This window comes from Acidovorax sp. LjRoot117 (assembly GCF_964252695.1).
GTDB lineage: Bacteria > Pseudomonadota > Gammaproteobacteria > Burkholderiales > Burkholderiaceae_C > Acidovorax.
Genome location: NZ_CAXUPO020000017.1, coordinates 1 through 24,206, shown reverse-complemented (window position 1 = coordinate 24,206; position 24,206 = coordinate 1). Strand labels below are relative to the sequence as shown.

Below are 24,206 nucleotides of genomic sequence, written 5' to 3'. Positions count from 1 at the left end.
GGCGAACACTCATCAGCCAGCACTATTTGGCATAACTGACTGAACACGTCTCGCTGGCGCACCCAATGGCCGGTGTGCGTTTGGAGAGCTGGCTCCATGCGCGCGGCCCGTCTCGGCACAAAAAAATGCTACCGTCACGGCACGTCCTCGCACCCGCCGTCCCACCCCTTCGCAAGCACCACCCGATGCCATTTTTCAGCAAGAACCAAGAGTCCGGCGACCCCGCCCACCTGCCGCCACCCGGGCTGCCCTTGCTGGCCCTGGAGCTGCGCGCGCCATGGGAATTCGGTGCCGTGCTGCCCGCCTGGCCCGTGCTGCAGCGGGCCCCGCGGGGCGACGGCCACACGGTCATCGTGTTCCCGGGGCTCACGGCGGGCGACGCCACCACCATCCCGCTGCGCCGCTACCTCGATTCGCGCAACTACGGCACGCAAGGATGGGGCCAGGGCCTGAACCTGGGCCCGCGCGACGGCGTGCTGGACAACGCCAAGCGCCAACTGCAGGCGGCCAGCGACGCCAGCGGCCGCAAGGTGAGCCTGGTGGGCTGGAGCCTGGGCGGCGTGTACGCCCGCGAACTGGCCAAGGAAATGCCGGACCGGGTGCGCTGCGTGATCACGCTGGGCACGCCGTTTGCCGGCCACCACCGGTCCACCAACGCCTGGCGCATCTACCAGTTCGCCAGCGGCCGCGACATCGAACGCGAGACCGAGAACTACAACCTGCCTGAAGCCCCCCCGGTGCCCACCACCAGCATCTACTCGCGCAGCGATGGCGTGGTGGCCTGGCGCGGCAGCATCCAGGCGCCGGCCGCGCACAACCCGCACACCGAGAACATCGAGGTGGTGGCCAGCCACTTCGGCATCGGCCTGAACCCCAGCGCCTGGTGGGCCGTGGCCGACCGCCTGGCCCAGCAGCAAGAGGGTGCATGGCAACGGTTCCAGCGCCCCACCCTGCCAGGGCTGCAGCTGGTCTACCCCGACCCCGAGCGGTGAGGCGTGGGGCAGGCAGCATGGACCCGAAGCCCCCATATTCCTGACGCCACCGTTCTGAAAAACAAAAAGCAAAAAACAAAAAGCACGCGGAGAACCTTCTCTCGCGTGCTTCTTTTTTCATAGCTGCTACCGCTTGTCCAGCAAGGGGTAGCAGCTATTTTTCCTGGATTTCAGGGTGAGCCTTTGGGGTGGGCCTGCTGGGCCGGCCCCTCAAAAGCTCTCCCAGTCATCGTCCCCACCCGCTGCCGGCGCGGGCGCCCTGGCCGGTGCGGCCGCTGGCTTCGGTCCCGCCTTGGCCGCGGGCTTGGGTGCAGGCAGGCTGGCGGCAGGTGATGCGCCGCCCGCAGGCTTGGCCGGGCTGCTGCTGCGGGCGGCCAGCTTGGGCGCTGCAGGCGCTGCGGCTGCCGTGCTCGACAGGGTCTTGCGGGCCGCGGGTGCGGGCACGGGGGACGCAGCGGTGTCATGGCGCGCTGGTGGTGTCGATGACGATGACGATGACGATGTCGATGGCGAAGCCGCGCTGCGCTGCTGCCCCCCCGCCTCCAGCTTGAACACCGCCACCGCGTTCACCAGGTCGCCCGCCTGCGCGTTCAAAGCGCTCGCCGCGGCCGCCATCTCTTCCACCAGCGCCGCGTTCTGCTGCGTGGCCTGGTCCATCTGCGTGACGGCTTCGCCCACCTGGCCCACGCCCGCGCTTTGCTCGCTGCTGGCCGCGCTGATCTCTCCCATGATGTCCGTCACCCGGCGGATGGAGCTGACCACTTCGGTCATCGTGGCCCCGGCCTTGTCCACCAGGGCCGTGCCTTGTTCCACGCGCTCCACGCTGGCGGTGATCAGGGCCTTGATCTCCTTGGCGGCTTCGGCGCTGCGGCCAGCCAGGCTGCGCACTTCACCGGCCACCACCGCAAAGCCCCGGCCCTGCTCGCCGGCCCGGGCGGCTTCCACCGCCGCGTTCAGCGCCAGGATGTTGGTCTGGAAGGCGATGCCGTCGATCACGCTGATGATGTCCGCGATCTTCTTGCTGCTGTCGTTGATGCCTTTCATGGTCTCCACCACTTCGGCCACCACGTCCCCGCCCTGCACGGCCACGGTGGATGCGCTCATCGCCAGTTGGTTGGCCTGGCGCGCGTTGTCTGCGTTCTGGCGCACGGTGGAGCCCAGCTCTTCCATCGACGCTGCGGTTTCTTCCAGTGCCGACGCCTGCTGCTCGGTGCGCGCCGACAGGTCGTTGTTGCCCGAGGCGATCTGCGAGCTGGCCGACGCCACGCCTTCTGCGCTGCCGCGCACCGTGCTCACGGTGTTCACCAGGCTTTGCCGCATCTCGCCCAGCGCCGACAGCAACTGGCCCATTTCATCCTTGCCGCCGGGCGGTACTTCGGACGTCAGGTCGCCCCCAGCGATGGCGCGGGCGGCCTGCACCGCGTGGTGCGCGGGGCGCGTTACCGCGCGGGTGATGCCGATACCCAGCACCGCGGCCAGCACCACGCACACCGCCAGCGTGGCCAGCACCCAGATGCGGGCCAGGTTGAAGACCTGCAGCGCATCGACCTCTGCCTGCTGCGCGGCCTCGGTGTTGATTTTCTGCAGCTCGCCCAGCGTCTCCGCCGTGGCGACGAAAGCCGCCTCGGACTCGCCGGCGTACAGCATGGCCATGGCGTCGCCGGTGAGCTCCAGCGTCTCGGTGGTGCTGAAGTCCACGCTCTTGGCGATGTCCATCAGCTTGGCCTGCAGCTCGACGTACGCGAGCTTGCGCTTCTTGTAGTCGGCATAGACCTCGCGCTCCCTGGGGATGTCGATCAAGGCTTCGTACGTGGCTTCGACACGGTCCAGGTCCTTGTGGCGTGCGGCCACCTGTTCGGAGAACGCCTTGACCTCGGCCACGTTGCGCGCAGTGACCACGCCCGCCTCGGCCCGCCGCATGCGGTTGAGCAACACACGCAGCTCGCCAGTCTGCGTGACGCTGGGCAGCAGGTTGGTGGCGATCGCTTCGGCATTGGCGTGAATGCGCGACATCTGCACCAGCGCAATGGCGCCGAGCAAAGCCGTCAGCAGCACCAGCACCAGAAACCCCAATCCCAGCTTGACACCGATACGCAGATCGGAAACTTTCATGAATCACCCTTCAGACAGCGGTGCCGCGATGCGCCCGCCATATGTAACAAAATGCTGTCTCAGTCTATCAGCGAGACGCAGCATTTCCTCTCAGGTGTTTCCACGGTTTGCGCAACCTACCGTCCTGCGGCAGGTATCGCGTGCAGTGCCAAAAGCTCCAATTTTGATAGCGCCTGGCGCCCTGTCGACCTGCGGTGCAGCCTCATTGGCTCACAGCAGGCGGCGGGCGCAGTTGGCTGCGCTACTGCGGCACCACCTCCAGCACGATGAACTGGTTCCCCTGCGTGTCTGCAGTGAAGTTGTTGTCCGCCGCCAGCACCAGGGTGCGGTGGCCGTTGGGCAGCGTGTGGCCCCAGGTGATGGCCTCGATGTTGTCCAGCTTCACGCCCTGCCAGGTGAGCGGCATCTCCAGCAGCACGCGCCGCGTCATGGGGGTGTAGGTGGCGCCCGCCAGGCGCGCGGTGCCGATCACGTCGGTGGTGGCGCTGGTGATCTCGGTCCACACCAGGCGGATGGTGTTGCCCACGCCGGAGGCAAAGGCGCGCTCCACCGCGATGAACTGGCCGTTGCCCACGGCCAGCATGTCCGACAGGCCGTTGTCGGGCCCGAACGGGGCGCCCGGCGCGGCGTCCACCGGAATCCTGGGCAACGGGTAGGCGTACTGCCCCTTGGGCTTGCCGGTGGCGGGGTCGAGCGCCGTCACGCGCACCACGCTGCCGCCCTGCAGGCTGGTGAGGGGGCCGTCCTGGATCAGCGCGTCCTCGTTGGCCGCGTACACGGTGCCGTCCGGCGCCACGGCCAGGGCCTCGAACACCTTGTTGCTGCGCGCGCCATCGGTGGCGTTGTCCACGTATTGGTACATGGCGGGCAGCGAGAACTCGCGCACGAAGCGGCCTTCGCGCGTCATCTGCCGCACGAAGGGCTGAAAGCGGCTGGCGGCCGTGGCGCTCCAGTTGCCTTCCGAGGCCCAGTACAGGCTGCCGTCCGGCGCGGTGCGGATGGCTTCGGGGTCCACCGTGCGGGCGGTGGCCGGGAACGGGGTGCCGTCCTCGCGCAGCATGTTCGTCTGGCGGTTGATCTTGACCTTGACGCTGCCGCTGGCGTCGTAGTCGATGCCCAGGTTGTAAAACCGGGGTGTGCCCCGCTCGCCGCCCCGGTCGTCGGAGATGGCCCAGTAACTGCCGTCGGCCGCGCGGTCCAGGCCCGAGATGCCGCCGAACTCGACCCCTTCGAACATCGTGCCGGTGGGCAGCGACGTGCTGCCCAGCAGCCGCAGCGACGCAATGGGCTGCGCACGGCCATCGTCATCGCTGCCGCCACAGCCCGCCAGTGCGGCGGCCATTGCCACCGCCGTTGCCACGCCCACGGCCATGCGCCGCCATGAATGCACCATTGCCGATGCCGTTGCCGTTGCCATTGCTGTCGCTCCCCGCCCTGCCGGGCTTGTTGAATGGATGAATGAGTGACTGAGAATGAAGAAGACCGAGGAAAGCGCCCGAGCCTAGGGCGCTCGTGTGGCGGGTGCGTGACAGGTGGGTGCGTGACAGGCGGGTACGTGAGTGGTGGGTGATGTGCGGTCTGCGCGACGCCATGAAAAAAGCGCACAGGCCTGAACCTGTGCGCTTTTATCGATTGCTTCAATTTTGATAGCTGCCAGCGCTTTCCTATCAAGCGTTGGAGGCCAATCACCCTCCAACCCGGCGCGATCGGCCGGGTGCGGGTATCAGGCGTTGTTGGCCTTCTGGTAGGCCGCGATGCCGTCGGTGACTTCCTTCTTGGCAGAGTCGATACCTTCCCAGCCCAGCACCTTGACCCACTTGCCCTTTTCCAGGTCCTTGTAGTGCTCGAAGAAGTGGGCGATGGCGTTGCGGCGCATGGCGTTCACGTCGTCGATGGTCTTCCAGTGGTCGTACATGGGCAGGATCTTGGACGTGGGCACGGCGATGACCTTGCCGTCGACACCGGCCTCGTCTTCCATCATCAGGATGCCCAGGGGGCGGCAGGGCACCACCACGCCGGAGTGCAGCGGGTACGGCGTGATCACCAGCACGTCCACCGGGTCGCCGTCGCCCGACAGCGTCTGCGGCACGTAGCCGTAGTTGGTGGGGTAGTGCATGGCCGTGGTCATGAAACGGTCCACGAAGATCGCGCCGGATTCCTTGTCCACTTCGTACTTGATCGGGTCGGCGTTCATCGGGATTTCGATGACGACGTTGAAGGCTTCAGGGATGTTCTTGCCGGGGGTGACTTTGTTGAGGGACATGTCTTTGAATGGTGGTTGCTGAACGTAACCCGCGATGCGTGCGGCAAGTCGCGCAGCGTCGGGATTAACCCTGATTTTAGGCGCACGCCCCTTTCTGCCCGCTTGCAAACCCGCGTTTGCCTGTAAATTGGGTCTGTTGGCCAATCGACTCCTTGCCCCCTGGCGGGCCCGGTAGCACGAGGAAGCAACGCAGCGGAAGCACCACCGACCTGCGTTGTGATGTTTCCTTCCGTGCAACTGAAAAGATTGAAAGGAGCGACCAATGGCTGGAACTACAGCGCTGACTGCCCCCCTGATACTGGCTCTGGTTTGCGGATTGATTGCGGTGGCCTACGGCATCTGGGCGCGGGGATGGATCCTCGCCAAGGACCCGGGCAATGCCCGCATGCAGGAGATCGCCGCCGCCATCCAGGCGGGCGCCGCCGCCTACCTCGCCCGCCAGTACAAGACCATCGCCATCGTCGGCGTGGTGCTGGCCGTGCTCATCGGCATCTTCCTGGACGGCACCACGGCCATCGGCTTCGTGGTGGGCGCGGTGCTCTCGGGCGCCTGCGGATTCATCGGCATGAACGTGTCGGTCAAGGCCAACGTGCGCACCGCGCAGGCCGCCACGCACGGCATCGGCCCGGCGCTCGACGTGGCGTTTCGCGGCGGGGCGATCACCGGCATGCTGGTGGTGGGCCTGGGGCTGCTGGGCGTCACGGGCTTTTACTGGTTTCTGGCGGGCAACGGCAACCTCACGCCCACCGCCAGCCTGGCCACGCTGCTCAACCCGCTGATCGGGTTTGCGTTCGGCTCGTCGCTGATTTCCATCTTCGCGCGGCTCGGTGGCGGCATCTTCACCAAGGGCGCCGACGTGGGCGCCGACCTGGTGGGCAAGGTGGAGGCCGGCATCCCAGAAGACGACCCGCGCAACCCCGCGGTGATCGCCGACAACGTGGGCGACAACGTGGGCGACTGCGCCGGCATGGCGGCAGACCTGTTCGAGACCTATGCGGTGACGCTGATCGCCACCATGGTGCTGGGCGCGCTGCTGGTGGCGGCCGCCCCGGTCAATGCGGTGGTGTACCCGCTGGCGCTGGGCGCCGTGTCCATCGTGGCGTCGATCATCGGCTGCTTCTTCGTCAAGGCCTCGCCCGGCATGAAGAACGTGATGCCCGCGCTGTACAAGGGCCTGGCGATCGCGGGCGTGCTGTCGCTCATCGCCTTCTACTTCGTCACCCTGTGGATCATGCCGGACAACGCCATCATGGCCAGCGGCAGCCAGATGCGCCTGTTCGGCGCCTGCGCCACCGGCCTGGTGCTGACGGCCGCGCTGGTGTGGATCACCGAGTTCTACACCGGCACGCAGTACTCGCCCGTGCAGCACATCGCGCAGGCCTCCACCACGGGGCACGGCACCAACATCATCGCGGGCCTGGGCGTGTCGATGCGCTCCACCGCCTGGCCGGTGATCTTCGTGTGCCTGGCCATCCTGGCGGCCTACCAGCTGGCGGGCCTGTACGGCATTGCGGTGGCGGCCATGTCCATGCTGTCCATGGCGGGCATCGTGGTGGCGCTGGACGCCTACGGCCCCATCACCGACAACGCCGGCGGCATTGCCGAGATGGCCGAGTTGCCCAGCAGCGTGCGCGACATCACCGACCCGCTCGACGCCGTGGGCAACACCACCAAGGCGGTGACCAAGGGCTACGCCATCGGCTCGGCCGGCCTGGCCGCGCTGGTGCTGTTTGCCGACTATACGCACAAGCTCGAGAGCTACGGCCGCGCCATCACGTTCGACCTGTCGGACCCGCTGGTCATCGTGGGCCTGTTCATCGGCGGGCTGATCCCCTACCTCTTCGGCGCGATGGCCATGGAGGCCGTGGGCCGCGCCGCAGGCGCCGTGGTGGTGGAGGTGCGCCGCCAGTTCCGCGACATCCCCGGCATCATGGAAGGCACGGCCAAGCCCGAATACGGCAAGGCCGTGGACATGCTGACCACCGCCGCCATCAAGGAGATGGTGATCCCCAGCCTGCTGCCCGTGGTGGTGCCCATCGTGGTGGGCCTGGCCCTGGGGCCCAAGGCACTGGGCGGCCTGCTGATGGGCACCATCGTCACCGGCCTGTTCGTCGCCATCAGCATGTGCACCGGCGGCGGCGCCTGGGACAACGCCAAGAAGTACATCGAGGACGGCCACCACGGCGGCAAGGGCAGCGAGGCCCACAAGGCGGCCGTGACCGGCGACACCGTGGGCGACCCCTACAAAGACACGGCCGGCCCGGCCATCAACCCGCTGATCAAGATCATCAACATCGTGGCGCTGCTGATCGTGCCGCTGGTGGTGAAGTTTCACGGGGGGTGAGCGCACCGTGGGCGGGCTCGGGGCAGGCCCGCCGGGAAAATGCAACAAGGGGGCGCCGCGCCCCCTTTTTGCCGCGTACCATGACGGCCACCGGTAACCAATACTTACCTCCCGAAGATGGCCTTGAACCACACCACAGCTTCCGCCCCCGCCCCTGCCGACGGCCACGGCGAGGCGTACCAGCGCCTGGTCCAGGGCGTGGTGGCTGGCGCGCAACCCATGATGGAGCGCATCGCCGAGGCCACGCGCATGTCGCTGCAGGCGCGCCAGGACGCGGTGCGCACCGCGGGCGAGCACCAGGCCATGCACGAGGCGCGGCAACAGATCACGCGGCTGGCCAACGTGATGAGCGACCGCTACCCCGAGGCGCTGCGCAAGGCGCTGGAGCAGTCGGCCACACGCGGGCCCGAGAAAGCCACGCGCTCGCTGTTCACCGTGCATTTCGATGAACTCGAACTCATGGACGAGTCGCAGATCAGCGACAGCGTGGAGCGCGCCCGCGCGCGGCAGATCCTGATCTCCGCGGTGGACGGGCCCCTGGCCGACCTGGACGCGCTGGTGTGCGCAGCCCAGGGGCTGCCCAGCGTGCAGCCCGACCAGAACCCCTTGCGCCCCGACGTCTTCCTGCAGGCACTGCAAGCCGTGGTGTCGCAGATGCAGGTCTCCGACCAGGTGCGCCACGACTGGATCGGCCCTATGGCCCAGGCGCTGGGCAGTGAGCTGCGCGCGCTGTACCTGGCGCAGACCGACAAGCTCAGGCACACCGGCGTGCAGCCCGTGGGCTATGCCAGGCGGCAGGCCGACGGCCAGGTGGTGTATGCCGCGCCCGCCGGGGCCGGTGCCGCGCAGGGCTTTGCCGCCGACAACGAATTCGCCACCGCGGCGTCGGTGCCCGCCGACTCCCTGCTCACGCTCGACCGGCTGCGCCGCCTGCTGCTGGGCGAACTGAACGAGCCCGTGGCACCGGCGCCCGCGCCGGGGTCCAGCGCCCTTGGCGAGGTGCAGGAAGACTTCGCCGAGCGCTTTGCGCGGGAGTTCGACGGGCTGGACCCGCTGCCCCGCGTGGACCCGCCGGCCACGGATTTCGCCATGACCGTGCCTGCCGCCTTCGAGGCGCTGCAGGAGATGAACCAGGTCGGCCAGATGATGGAGCGCCTGGGCACCCCGCGCGCGCCCGCTGCCAGCGGCGTGGACAGCCCCCCTGCCGCGGCCGCGCGCCAGCATGCCAGCGGCCTGGGCCAGACGCTGAGCATGGAGGTGGTGGCGCTGATGGTGGACAACATCGCCCGCGACGCCCGGCTGCTGTGGCCCGTGCAGCAGTTCGTGCGGGCGATGGAGCCGGCCCTGCTGCAACTGGCGCTCGCCGACCCGCGCTTTTTCAGTCACAAGGAGCACCCCGCGCGCCGCCTGCTGCAGGACATCACCGACCGCAGCCAGGCGTTTGACAGCGTCGAGGCGGCGGGCTTTCAGAGCTTCATGCGGTCGCTCATGAACATCGCAGGCCCGCTGTCCACCGCCACCATCGAAGGGCCCGACGACTTCGAGCAGGTGCTGCAGCAGTTGCACGCCAAATGGGCCGAGAGCGAAAAGGCGCGCAAGCAGGAACGCCAGCGCGCCATCGAGGCCCTGCAGCACGCCGAGCAGCGCCACCTGCTGGCCGCCAAGGTGTCGCGCGACATCTGGCTGCTGCCCGACATCGACAAGGTGCCCGACCCCATCCTGCGCTTTCTGCTGGGCCCGTGGGCCAAGGTCGTGGCCCAGGCGCGCCTGACCGACACCAGCGGCAGCACAGACCCGGGCCGCTACCAGGAACTGGTGGAGGCCCTCATCTGGAGCGCCCAGCCCGAGCTGACGCGCATGAACACCGGCCGCCTGGCGCGCCTGCTGCCCAAGCTGCTGCCCAAGCTGCGCGAAGGCCTGGCCTCCATCGACTACCCGCCGGACCGCACCGAGGCCGTCTTCGAGCTGCTGATGCAGCTGCACCAGCAGGCTTTCAAGCCGGGCCCACGGCCCGCCACGCCCCGCACGGCGGCGCCAGCCGGCACGCCGGCCGCAGTGTCGGCAGCGCCTGCGCCGCCGCCGCAACCACCCGCCCCGGACGAAGACGACGAGCCCTGGGTGGCTCCCTCCGAGGCCAAGGAATCGGGCTTCATGGAGGCCTCGCAGGCACCCGAGTCCGAGAGCCCGTTGCCTGCGTTGGCAGCCCCTGCAGAAGGCGAGCCCGGCACGCCGGCGCTGGCCGTCGGCAGCTGGGTGAACCTGCTGGTGGCCGGCCGCTGGGAGCGCACGCAGCTGTCGTGGATCGGCTCCAACGGCACCTTCTTCCTCTTCACCAGCGCGTCCGGCCGCACCCAGTCGATGACCTTGCGGCTGGTGGACCGGCTCATCCAGCAAGGCGCCATGCACGTGCTGGCGCAGCAGACGGTGGTGGACGGCGCGCTCGATGCCGTGGCGCAGGCGGCCATGCGCAACAGCGTGGAGAGCAGGCTGTGACTGCGCCGTGCCTGGGGGGTTGATGCCGGCTGGCCACCCCAGGCTGCCCCGGCTTTGCACCAGCGGCATCCAGGCACTGTCTCCGGGCCTCGGCCCGCATCCGCACGCGGGCCTTTCGCAGGCCTGGCACCATTGAACCACCGCTTCCAGGAGCCCCATGCCCATCACCGTGCAATCCCTGGACCATCTGGTCCTGACCGTCGCCAGCATCCGGGCGACCATTGCGTTCTACGAACGCGTCCTGGGCATGGCCGCGCGCGAGTTCAAGCCCGGGCGCCACGCGCTGCACTTCGGCGACCAGAAGATCAATCTGCACGAAGTGGGCACGGTGGTGGACCCCAATGTGCGCCACGCCACCGCAGGCTCGGGCGACCTTTGCTTCATCACCCTCACGCCCATCGAGGATGTACTGGCACACCTGCAGGCGCAGGGCATCGCGGTGGTGCAGGGGCCGGTGGGAGCCACGGGGGCGCGCCAACGGCTGCGCTCGGTCTACATCTACGACCCGGACGAGAATCTGATCGAGATCGCCAACGAGGTCTGAAGGCGCAGCGGGGAGCCGCTCCGTAATGGCAGCGGCCCTTCACCAGCAGGCCAACGATTCCGTGCCTCGCAGAGCGGCTTAGAACTCCACAAACACCGCCGCCCGCAGCAGCGCGGCCGCAGGGGCCACCAGCTCCTGCAGCTCGCCGGCGCGCCCTTGCTCGATGGACTGCAGCACCATTTCGTTGATGCCGCCCACCACCGCCATCGCCATGGTGGGCTGCAGCGGCGTCTTGCGCAGGCGCTCGCCGGTGCGGTTGTTCACCACGTCCAGCATCAGGTCGGCCAGTTGCTGGTTGGCGCGCCGCCGCGCGGCCAGGCCCGGTGCGCCCAGGCCCAGGATCTCGATGAACAGCGTGCGCAGCAGCACCGGGTTGCGCATCAGCACGCCGAAGTACGCGCCCATGGCCTGCTCCACCTGCGCCTGCCAGTCACTGTGCGGGTCGATGGCGGCACGCAGCACGCCGATCGCATTGCCGCTGGCCAGCTCGTACAGCGCGATCAGGCACTCGGCCTTATCGGCAAAGTGTTCATAAAAGGTGCGGCGCGACACGCTGGCCTCGCGCACGATGTCGGCGATGGTGGTGTCGGCATAGCCCTTGGATGCGACCGCGCGGGCCATGCCTTCGAGCAGGCGGGCGCGGGGTTCCGGGGCGGGGGTGGCGAGCGGGGCGGAGGCCGGGGCGTCAAGGGGCGTCATGCGTGCTGCGGCGGCAGAAGTCCTGAAAGCGGAAATGGGGGCGGCATGGACCGGTACTTGACAGTACCACACCCGGAAGGCATGATACGAATCGCTGGTACACATCAGTACCACACCGCCTCGCCGGGATATCCAGGGAGTATTGTCCATGACCGAGCTCGTTGTCCGCCGCCTGCTGATCGATCTTGAAACGCCGTTTGCGCGCCACTGGTGCGGCGGCGACGCATTCCGCTCGGCCTTCTTCAATGCGCTGTCGATGAGCTTTCCGGTGGGCGAGCAGTTCTTCATCGACTCGGTGAAGGGCGGCCACAAGGCGCTGCCGCCAGACCTGCAGGCGCGCTTTGCCGACGAGGTGCGCGGCTTCATCGGCCAGGAGGCCACGCACCGCCGCATCCATGCGCTGTTCAACGGCCACCTTGAAAAGCAGGGCCTCGTCAACGCCTGGGCACCGCGCGCGCAAGAGCGCATGAAGCTCTTTGAAGGCGCCGACCCGCGCCACCCGCTGGCCGTCACCGCCGCCAACGAGCACTTCACCGCACTGCTGGCCGAATGGCTGCTGGCCCACCCCGAGACCCTGGCGGGCACAGAGCCGCGCCTGGCCACCATGTGGCAGTGGCACTGCGCCGAAGAGTCCGAGCACCGCAACACGGCGTTCGACCTGTACCAGGCGCTGGGCGGCAACCACGACTGGCGCATCACCTGGTTTCGCCGCATCACCGTGGTGTTCCTGGCCGATGCGCTGCGCCAGACCGTGGCCAACCTGCGCCAGGACGGCACGCTGTGGAAGTGGAGCACCTGGGCCAGCGCGGCACGCACGCTGCTGGGTCGCGGCGGCCTGGTGCGCGAGACCTGGAAGCCCTGGCGCGCCTACCTGCGGCGCGACTTCCACCCCAGCCAGCACGGCAGCGACCTGTCGTTGCGCTGGCTGGCCGAGCACAGCGATGCCTTCACGCCCGTGGGTGCCCGCTGACGGCCCCTGCCGCAACACATTGCGCACCGCCCCTTTGACCCGCAAGCCCTGTGCTGCTACAACTCCACCCACCTGCCTGGCAATGCACCACCGGCCCTGCGCCCTCCACGCCGGGCCCGACCCCCAAGAGCTGACACCATGACCCTTACCCGACCGCACCGGCGCACGCGCCGGGCAGGCGAAGCTTTGCTGTGCCTGATCGCCACCGCCCCGCTGGCACTCGCCGCGCTGCCCGCGCGGGCCGAGCCGATGGCCTTCGACACCGCGCTGCAGCAACTGGGCCAGCGCTCCGACCAGCTCGCAGCATCCAAGAACGCCGTCGAAAGCGCCCAGTTGCGCCGCGACGCGATGCAGCGCCTGGGCGGCCCGGTGGTCAACCTGACCGGCGCAGCCTACGCCTACAACGCCAACCTGGACGTGGACCTGAACCCGCTCAACCGCGTGCTGCCCGGCGTGCTGTCGCAGTTGCCGCCGCAGTTGGCCGCACCGTTGGCCCAGTTGCCGCACCTGCCATCGAGCTACACGCTCAACCGCCACAAGACCGACACCACATCGTCCGTCTCGGCCGTGTGGCCCATCTACATGGGCGGCGCCAGCAACGCGGCACGCGGCCTGCTGGACGCGATGACGCACGAGGCCGAAGCCGACGCCGCCAAGACCGGCCACGAGGCAACCACGCTGCTGGTGCAGCGCTACTTCGGCACCCAGCTGGCCGAGCGCGCGGCCGTGCTGCGCGAGGCGGCCCTGGCCACCATCGAGCAGCACGATGCAGCCGCCCAGAAGATGCTGGACGCCGGCGTGATCGCCCGCGTCGAGCGCCTGCAGGCCCGCTCTGCCCTGGAAGAAGCCCGCCGCAACGCCCGCAAGGCGCGCGACGATGCCGAACTGGCCGCCACCGCGCTCACCCGCACGCTCAAGGCCAGCGAGCGCGTCACGCCCACCAGCCCGTTGTTCGTGCTGGGCGAGCCGCTGCCGCCCCTGCCGCAGTTCATCGACACCGCGCTTGCGCGCCACCCGGGCCTGTCCAAGGTGGCGGCCAAGAAGGAGCAGGCCACGCAGCTGCACGCCGCGCAGGAGGCGCTGCGCAAGCCCCAGGTATTCGCCTTCGGCCAGCGCCAGCTCAAGACCGGCAAGGAAGCCGACTGGGTGGCGGGCGTGGGCGTGCGCTGGACGCTGTGGGACTCCATCGACCGCAACGCGCTGGCCGAATCCTCCAACCGCCAGATCGCGCAGGCCGAGCGCACCGGCGCACAGGCGCAGAACGACATCGCCCTGCTGGTGGAAAAGCGCTGGCTGGGCGTGGAGCAGGCCCGCCGCCAGTTCCTGGCCATGGCCCCCAGCCTGGAGCTGGCCGACGAAGTGCTGCGCCTGCGCGCTGCGGGCCTGAAGGCCGGCACCAGCACCACGCTGGATCTGATCGACGCGCAGGTGAACCAGGCCAAGGCCCAGACCGAACGCGCCCAGGCCGCCCACGACTACGTGAAGGCACTGGCCGACCTGCTGGAGAGCTGCGGCCTGTCGGAAGACTTTGGCAAATACATGGCGCGCGCCGACGCCCTGAAAGTAGAGTGAGCCCCCCATGAGCAACCACACGAACACCCCCGCCGAGCCGACCGACACCGGCGCCCGCCCGCCCGCCGGCGTGCCCCCGACCGCCAGCACGGCCAGCGCCGCCGCCAAGGCGACCAAGGCCACCACGGCCCCCGCGGCCCACACGTCCGGCCCCACCCACAACAAAAGCAACGGCAAGAAGGCCGCGGTGATCGGCACGGTCGCCGTGGTGGCTGTGGCGGGCTTCGTGGGCTTCGGCCTGTGGAAGGCCTCGCAGCCCGCGCCCGAGGTCTTCCAGGGCCAGATGGAAGCGCAGGAGGCCGACATTGCCCCCAAGGTCACCGCGCGCATTGCACAGATCCTGGTGAAGGAAGGCGACCAGATCGCCGTGGGCGCGCCGCTGATCCGCATGGACAGCCCCGAGGTGCAGGCCAAGCTGGCCCAGGCCACCGCCGCGCAAGAAGCCGCCCAGGCCGTGGCCGACAAGGCCCAGCATGGCGCCCGCCCGCAGGAGGTGGAGATGGCCCGCCTGAACTGGCAGCGCGCCGTGGCCGCCGCGGACCTGGCCGAGTCGTCCTTCAAACGCGTGGACGGCCTGGCCCGAGAGGGCCTGGTGGCCGCGCAAAAGCGCGACGAGGCCGAGGCCAACTTCAAGGCATCGCGCGACCAGGCGCTGGCCGCCAAGGCGCAGTACGACCTGGCCCGCGCCGGCGCACGCCCCGAAGACCGCTCGGCCGCCAGCGCCCAGGCGCGCCAGGTGGCCGGCGTGGTGGCCGAGGTGCAGGCCGCGCAGGCCGAGACTGAACTCAAGAGCCCCGTAGCCGGCGAAGTGGCCAAGGTGCTGGCCCGCACCGGCGAGCTGTCGCCCCAGGGCGTGGCCGTGGTCACGGTGGTGGACCTGAAGGACCAGTGGGTAGTGCTGAACGTGCGCGAGGACCGCCTGCAGCGCTTTGCCATCGGCCAGGAATTCGACGCCACGCTACCGGCCCTGAACGGCAAGGACGGCAAGGACGGCAGCAAGACCGTGAAGTTCAAGGTCTACCACACCGCCGCCCTGCCCGACTTCGCCACCTGGCGCGCCACGCGTGCGGGCCAGGGGTTCGACGTGCGCACGTTCGAAGTGCGGGCGCGGCCCGCAGCCCCCATCGAAGGCGCGCGGCCGGGCATGACGGTGCTGGTGCAGTGACGGGCGTGGTGGCTTCGATGTGCTTCCTCAGCCCCCTGCGGCTGCGCCGCGCCATTCGGCACGCGATGGCCGCAAGCCTGCGCGGCACTGGCGCTCTCGCTTCGGCGGGCTCAGCCCGAACGGACGGGGGCGGGGTGCGGCTTTGCGCATCGACTCGTCGGGCTCCGATGGGGACTCGGGCTCGGGCTCGGGCCTTGCCCAGCAGTGGGAATTCAAGAGAAAAATGCCTCTACCGCTTGTCTAGCAAGCGCGAGCAGCTATGAATTCGATAGTAAACAGCTTTCGCCGCGAAGCCCGCCGCCTCTGGGCCGACCCGTGGGACCTGGCCATGGTCACCTGGGTGCCGCTGCTGGGCGTGGCGCTGCTGTGGTGGATCTTCTCGGCCGGGCTGCCGCGCCACCTGGCCGTGGGCGTGGTCGACGAGGACCACTCCAGCCTGTCGCGCCAACTGGTGCGCATGCTGGACGCCACGCCGGGCGTGCAGATCACCCAGCACTACACCAACGGGGCCGAGGCCGAGCGCGGGTTGCGCAGCATCGACGTGTATGCCGTGGTGATCATTCCCCGCGACTTTGCACGCACCGTGAAGGAAGGCCGCGCTGCGCAGGTCACGCTGCTGCACAACGCGCAGATGGGCACGCACTCGGGCCTGCTGCAGCGCGACGTGCGCACGGCGGTGGGCACGCTGTCGGCCGGCATCGAGATGGCCGCGCGCAACAAGCGCGGCGAACCGGCCCGGGCCGTGCGGGTGAGCATGGAGCCCATCCACACGCAGATGGTGGCGCTGTTCAATGTGTCCAGCAACTACGAGCAGTTTCTGGGCGCGGCGCTCATCCCCGCGCTGCTGCACATCCTGGCCATGACGGCCGGCGCCTGGGCCGTGGGCCGCGAGCTGCGCGACCGCAGCGTGGGGGAATGGCTGGGCACGGGTCCATTCTTCGGCACCGCAGGCGCGTTGATCGGCAAGCTGGCGCTGCCCTGGGCTTCGCTCACGCTGGTGGGGCTGCTCGCGCTGGTGGGCATCACCTGGGGCCGGGGCTGGCACCCGCCGGGCAGCCTATGGTGGGTGGCAGGCGCGCTGGCACTGCTGATGGCCGTGTCGCTCGCTGCGGGCGCGGCATTGGCGGCGGTCACCCGCTCGCTGCGCACGGCGCTGTCGGGCGCGGGTTTCTTTGCCGCACCGGCCTTCGCTTTCAGCGGCGTGGCGTTTCCACTGGCCGGCATGCCTGCCAGCGCCCGCGCCTGGGCCGAGGCCATGCCGTTCACGCACTACATCCGCCTGCAGATCGAGCAGTTGCAGATGGGCGCGCCGCTGGCCACCAGCGTGTCGACCGTGGTGGCGCTGTTGGTGGCCGCGTTGGTGTTGTGGCTGGTGAGCACGGCGGGGTTGCATCGCGCAGTGCAGCGGACCGAGACGTGGGGAGGTCGGTGAGATGAAGTGCGGCGACGGGCATGCGGCTGCAACCCCCTCTCCCCCGCCCTCTCCCGCGGGGGGAGAGGGAGCAATGCCTGTGCACCTCGCCAGCGGCTGCCACGCCCACAGAGCCCCTCCCCCCTCGCGGGGGAGGGGTTGGGGAGAGGGGGCCTTAGCAAGTGGCAGAGTGCCCGCAACCACCTCCCCCTCTCCCCAGCCCTCTCCCGCAAGGGGAGAGGGAGCTATACCCGCGCGCCCTACACATCGCCGGCGGCACAGCGCCGCCGCCTCCATCTGACATGACAGCCCTGCCCCCACCACCCACCGCCCCCCGCAACCTGCTGCACGCCTGGCTGCTGGCCCTGGCCACCGTGGCCCGCGACAAGGGCGTGTTGCTGCTGCTGATCGGCGCGCCCGTGCTCTACGGCTTTTTCTACCCCTGGTTCTACGCCGACGAGGTGCTCACCCGCGTGCCCGTTGCCGTGGTGGACATGGACCGCAGCAGCCTGTCGCGCCAGATCACGCGCTTTGCCGATGCCGACCCGCGCATCGAGGTGCGCCTGGTCACCGGCAGCGAGCGTGAGGCGCAGGGGGCCCTGTGGCGCGGCGAAATCGAAGGCTATGCCGTCATCCCCGCGGGCCTCAAGCGCAGCGTGGTGCGCGGCGAGAACGCCGTGGTCAGCATTGAGGCCAACGGGGCCTACGCGCTGCTCAACAAGGCCGTGCAGTACGGCTTTGCCGAGGCCGTGGGCACCGTGTCCGCCGGGGTCGAGATCCGCAAGCTGCAGGCCGGCGGCCAGAGCGTGCAGCAGGCCCGTGCGAGCCGCGCGCCCGTGCAATTGCAGATGGTGGCGCTGTTCAACCCCACCGAGGGCTACGGCAGCTTCGTGGTGCCCGCCGTGGCGCTGCTCATCCTGCAGCAGACGCTGCTCATGGGCGCGGCCCTGCTGGCCGGCACCTGGGTGGAGGCCGGGCAGCACCGCGCCGATGCCACCACCTGGCTGGGGCGCCTGCTGGCGCTGTGCACGCTGGGCTGGGCCAGCGGGCTGTTCTACTTTGGCTGGATCTTCGTGCTGCACGACTACCCGCGCGGCGGCAACCCGCTGGGCGCGCTGGCCCTGCTGGCCTGCTACGTGCCCGCCATCGCGGCGCTGGGCGCGCTGCTGGGGCTGTGGTTCGGCAACCGCGAACGCGCGCTGCAGGTGCTGCTGTTCACCACCCTGCCCATCGCCTTTGTCGCTGGCTTCTCCTGGCCTGTGGAGGCGCTGCCCGGGCCGCTGCAGTGGCTGCGCTGGCTGCTGCCCAGCACCTCGGGCGTGCAGGCGTCGCTGCGGCTCAACCAGCTGGGCGCGCCGCTGTCAGCAGCCCTGCCCTACCTGTGTGCGCTGGTGGCGCTGTGTGCGGTGTGCACGGCCGGGGTGCTGTACCGGGCGCGGCCCGTGGCAGGCGAACACCTGCCGTGATGCCGTGATGCCGTGATGCCGTGATGCCGTGATGCCGGCAGCCTGCACCGAACCGCCCATCGCCGTTCACTCTGAGCCTGTCGAAGCGCTGCGCAAGGCTTCGACAGGCTCAGCCCGAACGGCGGCCGCGGCTCACAACCTCATCGCTCCCCCGCCGCACGCAGATCACGTGGCAGGGGTCGCGCCGCGCCGCCGCAGCACCACCATGCCGAACAGCGTCGCCATCACATACATGCTGACCGAGTAAATGGCCGCCGGCAGCGCGAGCTGAAAGTTCTCCAGCACCGACAGCGCGATGAAGATCGCGAGCGTGGAGTTGTGGATGCCGATCTCAAAGCTGATGGCCGTGGCCATCGACTTGGCAAGCCCCGCCGCACGCGCCAGGTAGTAGCCCGACGCAAGGCTGATGGCGTTGAACAACAGCACCGCCGGGCCGATGCCCGCGAAGGACTCCACCAGCGCCGTCCATTCCTTGGCGATGGCGATCAGCGCGAACGCGGCCAGCACCACGGCGCTGAAGATCTTCATCGGCCTTTCCATGCGCGCGCTGAAAGCCGGTGCGCGCCGGTGCACCCACATCCCCAGCACCACCGGCACCAGCACGATGACGATCACCTCCACCACCTTGCCGAACTGCAGCGGCACCACCTGCCCCGTGTGCGCAAAGGTGCCGATGGCCCAGTTGGTGATGAGCGGCAGGCTCACGATGGACAGCACGGTATTGATGGCCGTGAGCGAGATGTTCATCGCCACATTGCCGCCGAACAAATGGCTGAACAGATTGGCCGACACGCCGCCGGGCGACGCGGCCAGCAGCATCAGCCCCACGGCGTAGAGCGGCGCCACGCCCAGCAGCACGATGAGCGCATAACACGCCGCAGGCAGCACCAGCACCTGCAGCACCAGGGCCAGCACCACGGCGCGCGGGTGCTGCGCCAGCCGCGTGAAGTCGCCCACCGTGAGCGACAACCCCAGGCCGAACATGACAAGGCCCAGCGCGATGAACAGCAGCGTGGGCAGGATGGCAACGAAACTCATGGGCGCACGCGGCCAGCGGGGGCCGCGCTCCGTTCAAGGCGTGCAACCACGGCAGCGCACAACGCCACCAGGCGCTGTGGGCCGCATGCCGCGATCCCGCCAACAAAGACAAAGAAAAGGAGAAGGGGAAAAGAGGAGAAGAGGAGAAAAGAAACGAGCAAGCGCGTGCAGCGAGACTGCGGCGCGCGTTATGCCGCGGCCTGCCCCGTGCGCAGGCGCACCGGGCCGCTGCGCGCTTCGATCGCGGCCTGCACGTCCTTGCGCAGGCCCAGCGCAAAGGCCCACTCGGCCACCACGAACAACGGCCCCACCAGCAACCCCATGAGGTCGTCCACGAACGCCGGCTTGCGGCCCTCGTAGTAGTGGCCCACGAACTGGATCACCCAGCCCACCGCAAAGAGGCCGATGCCTGCACCCAGCCACACGGCCAGGCTCTGCACGGCCAGCCATTGCGCCACGGCCAGCATGGCCGCCAAAATCGCGGCCATGGTCAGGCCGAAGCGTGTGTCCAGCCGCATGTAGAAGATGCTGGCAGCCAGCGCGCACAGCAGCGCCGGCGTCAGCGGCAGATCGCCCACCATCCACGCGGGGCGTGACAGCAACACCACCACCGCGAACATGATCATCGGCACGCCCACAAAATGGGTGTGGATGTTGCGCGGGTCGCGGTGGTAGTCGGCGTACTGGGCCAGGTGGTCGATCAGGGTTTTCATGGGTGTCTCCGGCTATTGTTTTGAGCAGCATCGATACTCGCGCCGCGGCCCCGCCAGCGTCTGTCGTGCACACGACAAAAAAGGCACACTGGCACCGGCTTCCCCCCGCCCTCCGTCACCCACACACTCCCACACCACGCCGCGTTCAGACCCCATCCAGACCGCATGACCGACCCTGCCGCCTACCTGCCCATCCTTGCGTCCGGCCGCTGGTTTGCGCACCTGCCGCCCGACTTCGCCCAGCCCCTGATCGACATGGCGCACCTGCGCCACCTGAACGCGGGCGAGGTGCTGTTCTTGCGCGGCGATGCGCCCTGCGGGCTGTATGCGGTGGTGCGTGGGGCCATCAGCATCTCGGGCACGGGCGGGCGCGCCAACGAGGCGCGCTCGGCGCTGCTCACGCGGCTGGAGCCGCCGCACTGGTTTGGCGAGATCTCGGTGTTCGACGGCTCGGCCCGCACGCACGATGCGCATGCCACCGAGGCTAGTACGCTGCTGCAGGTGCCCCACGAGCGGCTGCAGGCCTGGCTGCAGGCCCACCCGGTGCACTGGCATGCGCTGGCGCTGCTGCTGACCGACAAGCTGCGCACCGCCTTCGTCGCCATCGAAGAGCTGGCGCTGCTGCCCGCGCCGCAGCGCCTGGCGCGCCGCCTGGTGATGATGGCCGAGGGCTACGGCCAGTGGACGGCCGAGGGCCAGTCGCGCCGCGTGCTGTCCATCTCGCAGGAACAGCTGTCGCTGATGCTGGCCATCTCGCGCCAGACCACCAACCAGATCCTCAAGGACCTGGAGCAGCGCCACCTGGTGCGCGTGCAGCGCGGCGAGGTCGAGATCCTGGACCTGGCCGCATTGCGCGCGTCCTGCCACTGAATTTGCTCTCATATCCATAGCGCGCTGCGCCTGCTGGCAGGGCGGCAGCAGCGCTTTGCACACAAATACTAAGCACACATTCCATTTCCGGGCAAAATGGCGGCCATGCAACTGAACTACATTGCCAACGCCTCCGTGGCGTCCGCCTCGGGCCGCACCATTCCCGTGATCGACCCGTCGGACGGCCAGCCGTTCGACGAGATCCAGCGCAGCAACGCCGAAGACATCGACGCGGCGGTGCATGCGGCGCGCCAGTGCTACAACGCGGTGTGGCACAAGGTAGCGCCCGTGGAGCGCGGCCGGCTGCTGCAAAAGCTCTCGGCCAAGATCCTGGAGCATGCCGACGAGCTCACCGCGCTCGAGCAGCGCGACTGCGGCAAGCCCACCAAGCAGGCGCGGGCCGATGCGATCGCGCTGGCGCGCTACTTCGAGTTCTATGCCGGCGCCTGTGACAAGTTCCACGGCGAGACCATCCCCTACCCCGACGGCTACAGCGTGCTCACCTGGCGCGAGCCCCACGGCGTGACGGGCCACGTCATCCCCTGGAACTACCCCATGCAGATCTTCGGCCGCAGCGTGGGCGGCGCCCTGGCGGCGGGCAACGTGTGCGTGGTCAAGCCGGCCGAAGACGCCTGCCTGTCGCTGATCCGCGTGGCGCAACTGGCGGCCGAGGTGGGCTTTCCGTCGGGCGCGTTGAACATCGTCACCGGCTACGGCCACGAGGTGGGCGACGCACTGGCGCGCCACCCCGGCATCGACCACATCAGCTTCACCGGCAGCCCCAAGATCGGCACGCTGATCCAGCAGGTGGCCGCAGAGCGCCACTGCCCCGTGACGCTGGAGCTGGGCGGCAAGAGCCCGCAGATCATCTTTGCCGACGCCGACCTCGACGCCGCCATTCCCGTGGTCATCAACGCCATCGTGCAGAACTCCGGCCAGACCTGCTCGGCCGGCTCGCGCGTGCTGATCGACTCGCTGATCTACGAGCCCCTGCTCGAGCGCCTGGGCAAGGCGTTTGACAAGCTGCGCGTGGGCCCCGCCGCCATGGACCTGGACCTGGGCCCGCTGATCCGCCAGACACAGCAGCAGCGCGTGTGGGACTTCCTGTCGGACGCCCAGGTGGCCGGCATCCCCATGGTGGGCCAGGGCATCGTGGTGCCCGACGCCCCCGACACCGGCTACTACCAGGCCCCCGTGCTGCTGCGCGATGTGCCGGTGAACCACCGCCTGGCACAGGAAGAAGTCTTCGGCCCCGTGCTGTCGGCCATGGCCTTCCAGGACGAAGACCACGCGGTAGAGCTGGCCAACGCGACGGAATTCGGCCTGGTGGCCGGCATCTGGACCCGCGACGGCGCCCGCCAGTTCCGCATGGCCAAGCGCGTGCACAGCGGCCAGGTGTTCATCAACAACTACGGCGCCGCAGGTGGTGTGGAGCTGCCGTTTGGCGGCGTCAAGTCGAGCGGCTACGGCCGCGAGAAGGGCTTCGAGGCCCTGTACGGCTTCACCACGCTCAAAACCGTGGCCATCAAGTACGGCTGATCGCTGCGCGGCCGGCCGCTTGCGCCCTTGGCCTGTCGCGTTCGCGCGCGACGGCGCGGCCCGCCGGCCCTAACCTGTGCTTCTTCTTGTTGTCGACGCCCCAAACCACATGCCGCTCAGCCCCCCCGCACCCCGCACCTTGAAGCACGTCCGCCGGGTGAACTACCAGGGCTTCGAGCGTGAAGACGGCCTGTGGGACATCGAAGGCGAGCTGCACGACAGCAAGGCCTACGACGCACCCTCCTTCCGCGACCCCACGGGCACGCGCCGGGCCGGCGAACCGATCCACCACATGTGGCTGCGCGTGACGGTGAACCGCCAGCTCGTGGTGCAGGCCATCGACGTCGCCATGGACGCGCACCCGCTCAAGGACTGCACCGCCGCCCAGCCCGCACTGCAGCGCATGGTCGGCTGCAGCATGGCGCGCGGCTGGCGCCAGTCCATCCAGAAGCACCTGGGCGGCGTGGAAAGCTGCACGCACCTGCGCGAGTTGCTGTTCAACCTGGCGACCGCGGCGTTCCAGTCGGTGCCCGCCGTGTTCGCATCGGCCCACCCCGACGAGCCGCCCCGCCACCTGGGGCAGTGCACGGGCTGGGACTTCAACGGCGACGGCGTGAAGGAGTACTTTCCGCAGTTCTACCGGCGCGCGCCCCAGGTCGCAGGCGCAGTGCAGGCTGCGCTACAGGCCGCACCCGACGCCGACCGCCCTCCCGAGACGGCCACCACGACGGCGCCACCCGCGTGACCCCCTGCTATCGCATTCAAAAATGCCGCTACCGCTTTCTACACAAGCGTCAGCTGCTATCGAATTTGATTGTTCACGTTTTTATTGTTGTATCTGATTGACTGAATCGAGGAGCCTTTCCATGCGCGTGTTGAACAAATCCATCATCGTCACCGGCGCCGGCAACGGCATCGGCGAAGGCATCGCCAAGCGCCTGGCCGCTGAAGGCGGCAAGGTCATCGTGAACGACATCAACGAAGCCGGCGGCCAGCGCGTGGTGGCCGAGATCACCGCCGCCGGCGGCACCGCCGCCTTCGTGAAGGCCGACGTCACCAGCTCTGCGGAAGTGAAAGCCCTGGTGGCCGAAACGGTGCGCCTGTACGGCCGCCTGGACGTGGTGGTGAACAACGCCGGCTGGACACACCGCAACCGCCCCATGCTGGAAGTGAGCGAAGAAGACTTCGACAAGGTCTATGCCATCAACATGAAGAGCATCTACTTGTCGGCCATCCACACCGTGCCCGAACTGCGCAAGGCGGGCGGCGGCAGCATCATCAACATCGCGTCCACTGCCGGGCTGCGCCCCCGCCCGGGCCTCACCTGGTACAACGGCTCCAAGGGCGCCGTCATCATCACCAGCAAGTCCATGGCCGCCGAACTGGGCCCCGACAACATCCGCGTGAACTGCATCAACCCCGTGTTCAACCCCGACACCGGCCTGGCCGCCGAATTCGCGGGCGGCCCGGTGGACGAGGCCCGCCGCGCCAAGTTTCTGGCCACCATCCCGCTGGGCCGCTTCTCCACCGCGCTGGACGTGGCCAACGCCGCGCTGTACCTGGCCAGCGACGAAGGCTCGTTCATCAGCGGCGTGTGCATCGAGGTGGACGGAGCGCGCTGCGTGTGATGGCGCCGTGGCGGCGCCTGTCAGTGCAGGGTGCGCTTGCCGGCGCGCCGCGCCACGCTCGGTTCTTTCAGGCCGCGTGCGGCCTGCCGCAGAGCTGGCAGCAATGTTGGAAACACAGCCGACGTCTGCGCGCCTTCAGCAGCAGGTGTAGCCAGCCCGGCGTACCTCCCTCGCCATCAAGATTTTTGAATGCGTATGCACCTCGAAAATCCCAATGAAACACTGAACTACAACGTCTTTTCGACAGGTCTCCAATGACCCAGTAAGAGTTGTATCGGACGACAAAACAAACACGCTCCGGCAGCTGTTTTGCACTCCCTCGAACCTATCATGCGCGGCGATTTGAAGCCCCCTTCCAGAGGGGGCCGTCGCCACAACAAATGATAT

General features: G+C 68.7%; 19 protein-coding genes. 13 read left to right on the top strand and 6 right to left on the bottom strand.

Annotation, left to right across the window (positions count from 1 at the left end; all coding sequences use genetic code 11):
• Window positions 1–185 precede the first annotated feature (185 nt).
• The gene (locus ACSQ3D_RS26205; protein ID WP_436128775.1) at window positions 186–992 is read left to right on the top strand and encodes an alpha/beta hydrolase; all 807 of its coding nucleotides are present in this window, start codon (window positions 186–188) and stop codon (window positions 990–992) included.
• 210 nt (window positions 993–1,202) lie between these two features.
• Here ACSQ3D_RS26205 and ACSQ3D_RS26200 read toward each other — a convergent pair whose 3' ends face one another.
• From ACSQ3D_RS26200 to ppa, 3 genes are all read right to left on the bottom strand, one after another.
• Window positions 1,203–3,104 (bottom strand): methyl-accepting chemotaxis protein, encoded by a 1,902-nt coding sequence (locus ACSQ3D_RS26200; protein ID WP_436128774.1) that lies wholly within the window; start codon window positions 3,102–3,104, stop codon window positions 1,203–1,205.
• 241 nt (window positions 3,105–3,345) lie between these two features.
• Window positions 3,346–4,497 carry an esterase-like activity of phytase family protein gene (locus ACSQ3D_RS26195; RefSeq protein WP_436128773.1) on the bottom strand — a complete coding sequence of 384 codons (1,152 nt, stop codon included), beginning with the start codon at window positions 4,495–4,497 and terminating at the stop codon, window positions 3,346–3,348.
• Between the two features lie 330 nt (window positions 4,498–4,827).
• Entirely contained in the window at window positions 4,828–5,367 is a 540-nt protein-coding gene (gene ppa / locus ACSQ3D_RS26190; RefSeq protein WP_056167978.1) for an inorganic diphosphatase, read from the bottom strand.
• A 262-nt stretch (window positions 5,368–5,629) separates the two neighbouring features.
• Here ppa and ACSQ3D_RS26185 point away from each other — a divergent pair, with 262 nt between their 5' ends.
• The 3 genes from ACSQ3D_RS26185 to ACSQ3D_RS26175 all read left to right on the top strand — a co-directional run bounded on the left by ACSQ3D_RS26185 (window position 5,630) and on the right by ACSQ3D_RS26175 (window position 10,748).
• Entirely contained in the window at window positions 5,630–7,711 is a 2,082-nt protein-coding gene (locus tag ACSQ3D_RS26185) for a sodium-translocating pyrophosphatase (RefSeq protein WP_436128772.1), read from the top strand.
• Window positions 7,712–7,828: 117 nt separating this feature from the next.
• Window positions 7,829–10,204, top strand: coding sequence for a DUF1631 family protein (locus tag ACSQ3D_RS26180; RefSeq protein ID WP_436128771.1), 2,376 nt, complete (start codon window positions 7,829–7,831; stop codon window positions 10,202–10,204).
• Window positions 10,205–10,361: 157 nt separating this feature from the next.
• Window positions 10,362–10,748 carry a VOC family protein gene (locus ACSQ3D_RS26175; RefSeq protein WP_436128770.1) on the top strand — a complete coding sequence of 129 codons (387 nt, stop codon included), beginning with the start codon at window positions 10,362–10,364 and terminating at the stop codon, window positions 10,746–10,748.
• A gap of 78 nt (window positions 10,749–10,826) precedes the next feature.
• On the opposite strand, the gene ACSQ3D_RS26170 is transcribed toward ACSQ3D_RS26175, so the two are convergent.
• The gene (locus ACSQ3D_RS26170) at window positions 10,827–11,447 is read right to left on the bottom strand and encodes a TetR/AcrR family transcriptional regulator (protein WP_056167970.1); all 621 of its coding nucleotides are present in this window, start codon (window positions 11,445–11,447) and stop codon (window positions 10,827–10,829) included.
• A 148-nt stretch (window positions 11,448–11,595) separates the two neighbouring features.
• Between ACSQ3D_RS26170 and ACSQ3D_RS26165 the strand changes: the two genes are divergently transcribed.
• The 5 genes from ACSQ3D_RS26165 to ACSQ3D_RS26145 all read left to right on the top strand — a co-directional run bounded on the left by ACSQ3D_RS26165 (window position 11,596) and on the right by ACSQ3D_RS26145 (window position 18,031).
• Window positions 11,596–12,417, top strand: a complete 822-nt coding sequence (locus ACSQ3D_RS26165; RefSeq protein ID WP_436128769.1) for a metal-dependent hydrolase — start codon at window positions 11,596–11,598, stop codon at window positions 12,415–12,417.
• A gap of 138 nt (window positions 12,418–12,555) precedes the next feature.
• Window positions 12,556–13,989 (top strand): TolC family protein, encoded by a 1,434-nt coding sequence (locus tag ACSQ3D_RS26160; protein WP_436128768.1) that lies wholly within the window; start codon window positions 12,556–12,558, stop codon window positions 13,987–13,989.
• 7 nt (window positions 13,990–13,996) lie between these two features.
• Window positions 13,997–15,154, top strand: coding sequence for an HlyD family secretion protein (locus ACSQ3D_RS26155; RefSeq protein ID WP_436128767.1), 1,158 nt, complete (start codon window positions 13,997–13,999; stop codon window positions 15,152–15,154).
• Between the two features lie 259 nt (window positions 15,155–15,413).
• Window positions 15,414–16,586, top strand: a complete 1,173-nt coding sequence (locus ACSQ3D_RS26150; RefSeq protein WP_436128766.1) for an ABC transporter permease — start codon at window positions 15,414–15,416, stop codon at window positions 16,584–16,586.
• A gap of 281 nt (window positions 16,587–16,867) precedes the next feature.
• On the top strand, window positions 16,868–18,031 hold the full coding sequence (locus ACSQ3D_RS26145; protein WP_436128765.1) for an ABC transporter permease: 1,164 nt from the start codon (window positions 16,868–16,870) through the stop codon (window positions 18,029–18,031).
• A 165-nt stretch (window positions 18,032–18,196) separates the two neighbouring features.
• Here ACSQ3D_RS26145 and ACSQ3D_RS26140 read toward each other — a convergent pair whose 3' ends face one another.
• Together ACSQ3D_RS26140 and ACSQ3D_RS26135 are read right to left on the bottom strand one after the other, a co-directional pair.
• Entirely contained in the window at window positions 18,197–19,069 is an 873-nt protein-coding gene (locus ACSQ3D_RS26140) for a bile acid:sodium symporter family protein (protein WP_436128764.1), read from the bottom strand.
• Window positions 19,070–19,257: 188 nt separating this feature from the next.
• Window positions 19,258–19,782 carry a DUF962 domain-containing protein gene (locus ACSQ3D_RS26135; protein WP_056167953.1) on the bottom strand — a complete coding sequence of 175 codons (525 nt, stop codon included), beginning with the start codon at window positions 19,780–19,782 and terminating at the stop codon, window positions 19,258–19,260.
• A gap of 165 nt (window positions 19,783–19,947) precedes the next feature.
• Here ACSQ3D_RS26135 and ACSQ3D_RS26130 point away from each other — a divergent pair, with 165 nt between their 5' ends.
• From ACSQ3D_RS26130 to ACSQ3D_RS26115, 4 genes are all read left to right on the top strand, one after another.
• Window positions 19,948–20,652 (top strand): Crp/Fnr family transcriptional regulator, encoded by a 705-nt coding sequence (locus tag ACSQ3D_RS26130; protein ID WP_436128763.1) that lies wholly within the window; start codon window positions 19,948–19,950, stop codon window positions 20,650–20,652.
• A gap of 105 nt (window positions 20,653–20,757) precedes the next feature.
• The gene (locus tag ACSQ3D_RS26125) at window positions 20,758–22,191 is read left to right on the top strand and encodes an aldehyde dehydrogenase family protein (protein ID WP_056417112.1); all 1,434 of its coding nucleotides are present in this window, start codon (window positions 20,758–20,760) and stop codon (window positions 22,189–22,191) included.
• Between the two features lie 109 nt (window positions 22,192–22,300).
• Complete coding sequence (locus tag ACSQ3D_RS26120; RefSeq protein ID WP_436128762.1) at window positions 22,301–22,936, top strand: DUF2889 domain-containing protein; 636 nt, start codon at window positions 22,301–22,303, stop codon at window positions 22,934–22,936.
• A 121-nt stretch (window positions 22,937–23,057) separates the two neighbouring features.
• The gene (locus tag ACSQ3D_RS26115; RefSeq protein ID WP_436128761.1) at window positions 23,058–23,819 is read left to right on the top strand and encodes an SDR family oxidoreductase; all 762 of its coding nucleotides are present in this window, start codon (window positions 23,058–23,060) and stop codon (window positions 23,817–23,819) included.
• The last annotated feature ends 387 nt before the right edge of the window (window positions 23,820–24,206 follow it).

Excerpts from the sequence above, each read along its gene's own strand:
- ACSQ3D_RS26180 (WP_436128771.1), top strand. The coding sequence starts at position 7,829 with ATGGCCTTGAACCACACCACAGCTTCCGCCCCCGCCCCTGCCGACGGC.
- ACSQ3D_RS26155 (WP_436128767.1), top strand. The coding sequence starts at position 13,997 with ATGAGCAACCACACGAACACCCCCGCCGAGCCGACCGACACCGGCGCC.
- ACSQ3D_RS26120 (WP_436128762.1), top strand. The coding sequence starts at position 22,301 with ATGCCGCTCAGCCCCCCCGCACCCCGCACCTTGAAGCACGTCCGCCGG.
- ACSQ3D_RS26160 (WP_436128768.1), top strand. The coding sequence starts at position 12,556 with ATGACCCTTACCCGACCGCACCGGCGCACGCGCCGGGCAGGCGAAGCT.
- ACSQ3D_RS26195 (WP_436128773.1), bottom strand. The coding sequence starts at position 4,497 with ATGGTGCATTCATGGCGGCGCATGGCCGTGGGCGTGGCAACGGCGGTG.
- ACSQ3D_RS26135 (WP_056167953.1), bottom strand. The coding sequence starts at position 19,782 with ATGAAAACCCTGATCGACCACCTGGCCCAGTACGCCGACTACCACCGC.
- ACSQ3D_RS26130 (WP_436128763.1), top strand. The coding sequence starts at position 19,948 with ATGACCGACCCTGCCGCCTACCTGCCCATCCTTGCGTCCGGCCGCTGG.
- ACSQ3D_RS26115 (WP_436128761.1), top strand. The coding sequence starts at position 23,058 with ATGCGCGTGTTGAACAAATCCATCATCGTCACCGGCGCCGGCAACGGC.
- ACSQ3D_RS26165 (WP_436128769.1), top strand. The coding sequence starts at position 11,596 with ATGACCGAGCTCGTTGTCCGCCGCCTGCTGATCGATCTTGAAACGCCG.
- ACSQ3D_RS26185 (WP_436128772.1), top strand. The coding sequence starts at position 5,630 with ATGGCTGGAACTACAGCGCTGACTGCCCCCCTGATACTGGCTCTGGTT.
- ACSQ3D_RS26205 (WP_436128775.1), top strand. The coding sequence starts at position 186 with ATGCCATTTTTCAGCAAGAACCAAGAGTCCGGCGACCCCGCCCACCTG.
- ACSQ3D_RS26175 (WP_436128770.1), top strand. The coding sequence starts at position 10,362 with ATGCCCATCACCGTGCAATCCCTGGACCATCTGGTCCTGACCGTCGCC.
- ppa (WP_056167978.1), bottom strand. The coding sequence starts at position 5,367 with ATGTCCCTCAACAAAGTCACCCCCGGCAAGAACATCCCTGAAGCCTTC.
- ACSQ3D_RS26140 (WP_436128764.1), bottom strand. The coding sequence starts at position 19,069 with ATGAGTTTCGTTGCCATCCTGCCCACGCTGCTGTTCATCGCGCTGGGC.
- ACSQ3D_RS26150 (WP_436128766.1), top strand. The coding sequence starts at position 15,414 with ATGAATTCGATAGTAAACAGCTTTCGCCGCGAAGCCCGCCGCCTCTGG.
- ACSQ3D_RS26200 (WP_436128774.1), bottom strand. The coding sequence starts at position 3,104 with ATGAAAGTTTCCGATCTGCGTATCGGTGTCAAGCTGGGATTGGGGTTT.
- ACSQ3D_RS26145 (WP_436128765.1), top strand. The coding sequence starts at position 16,868 with ATGACAGCCCTGCCCCCACCACCCACCGCCCCCCGCAACCTGCTGCAC.
- ACSQ3D_RS26125 (WP_056417112.1), top strand. The coding sequence starts at position 20,758 with ATGCAACTGAACTACATTGCCAACGCCTCCGTGGCGTCCGCCTCGGGC.
- ACSQ3D_RS26170 (WP_056167970.1), bottom strand. The coding sequence starts at position 11,447 with ATGACGCCCCTTGACGCCCCGGCCTCCGCCCCGCTCGCCACCCCCGCC.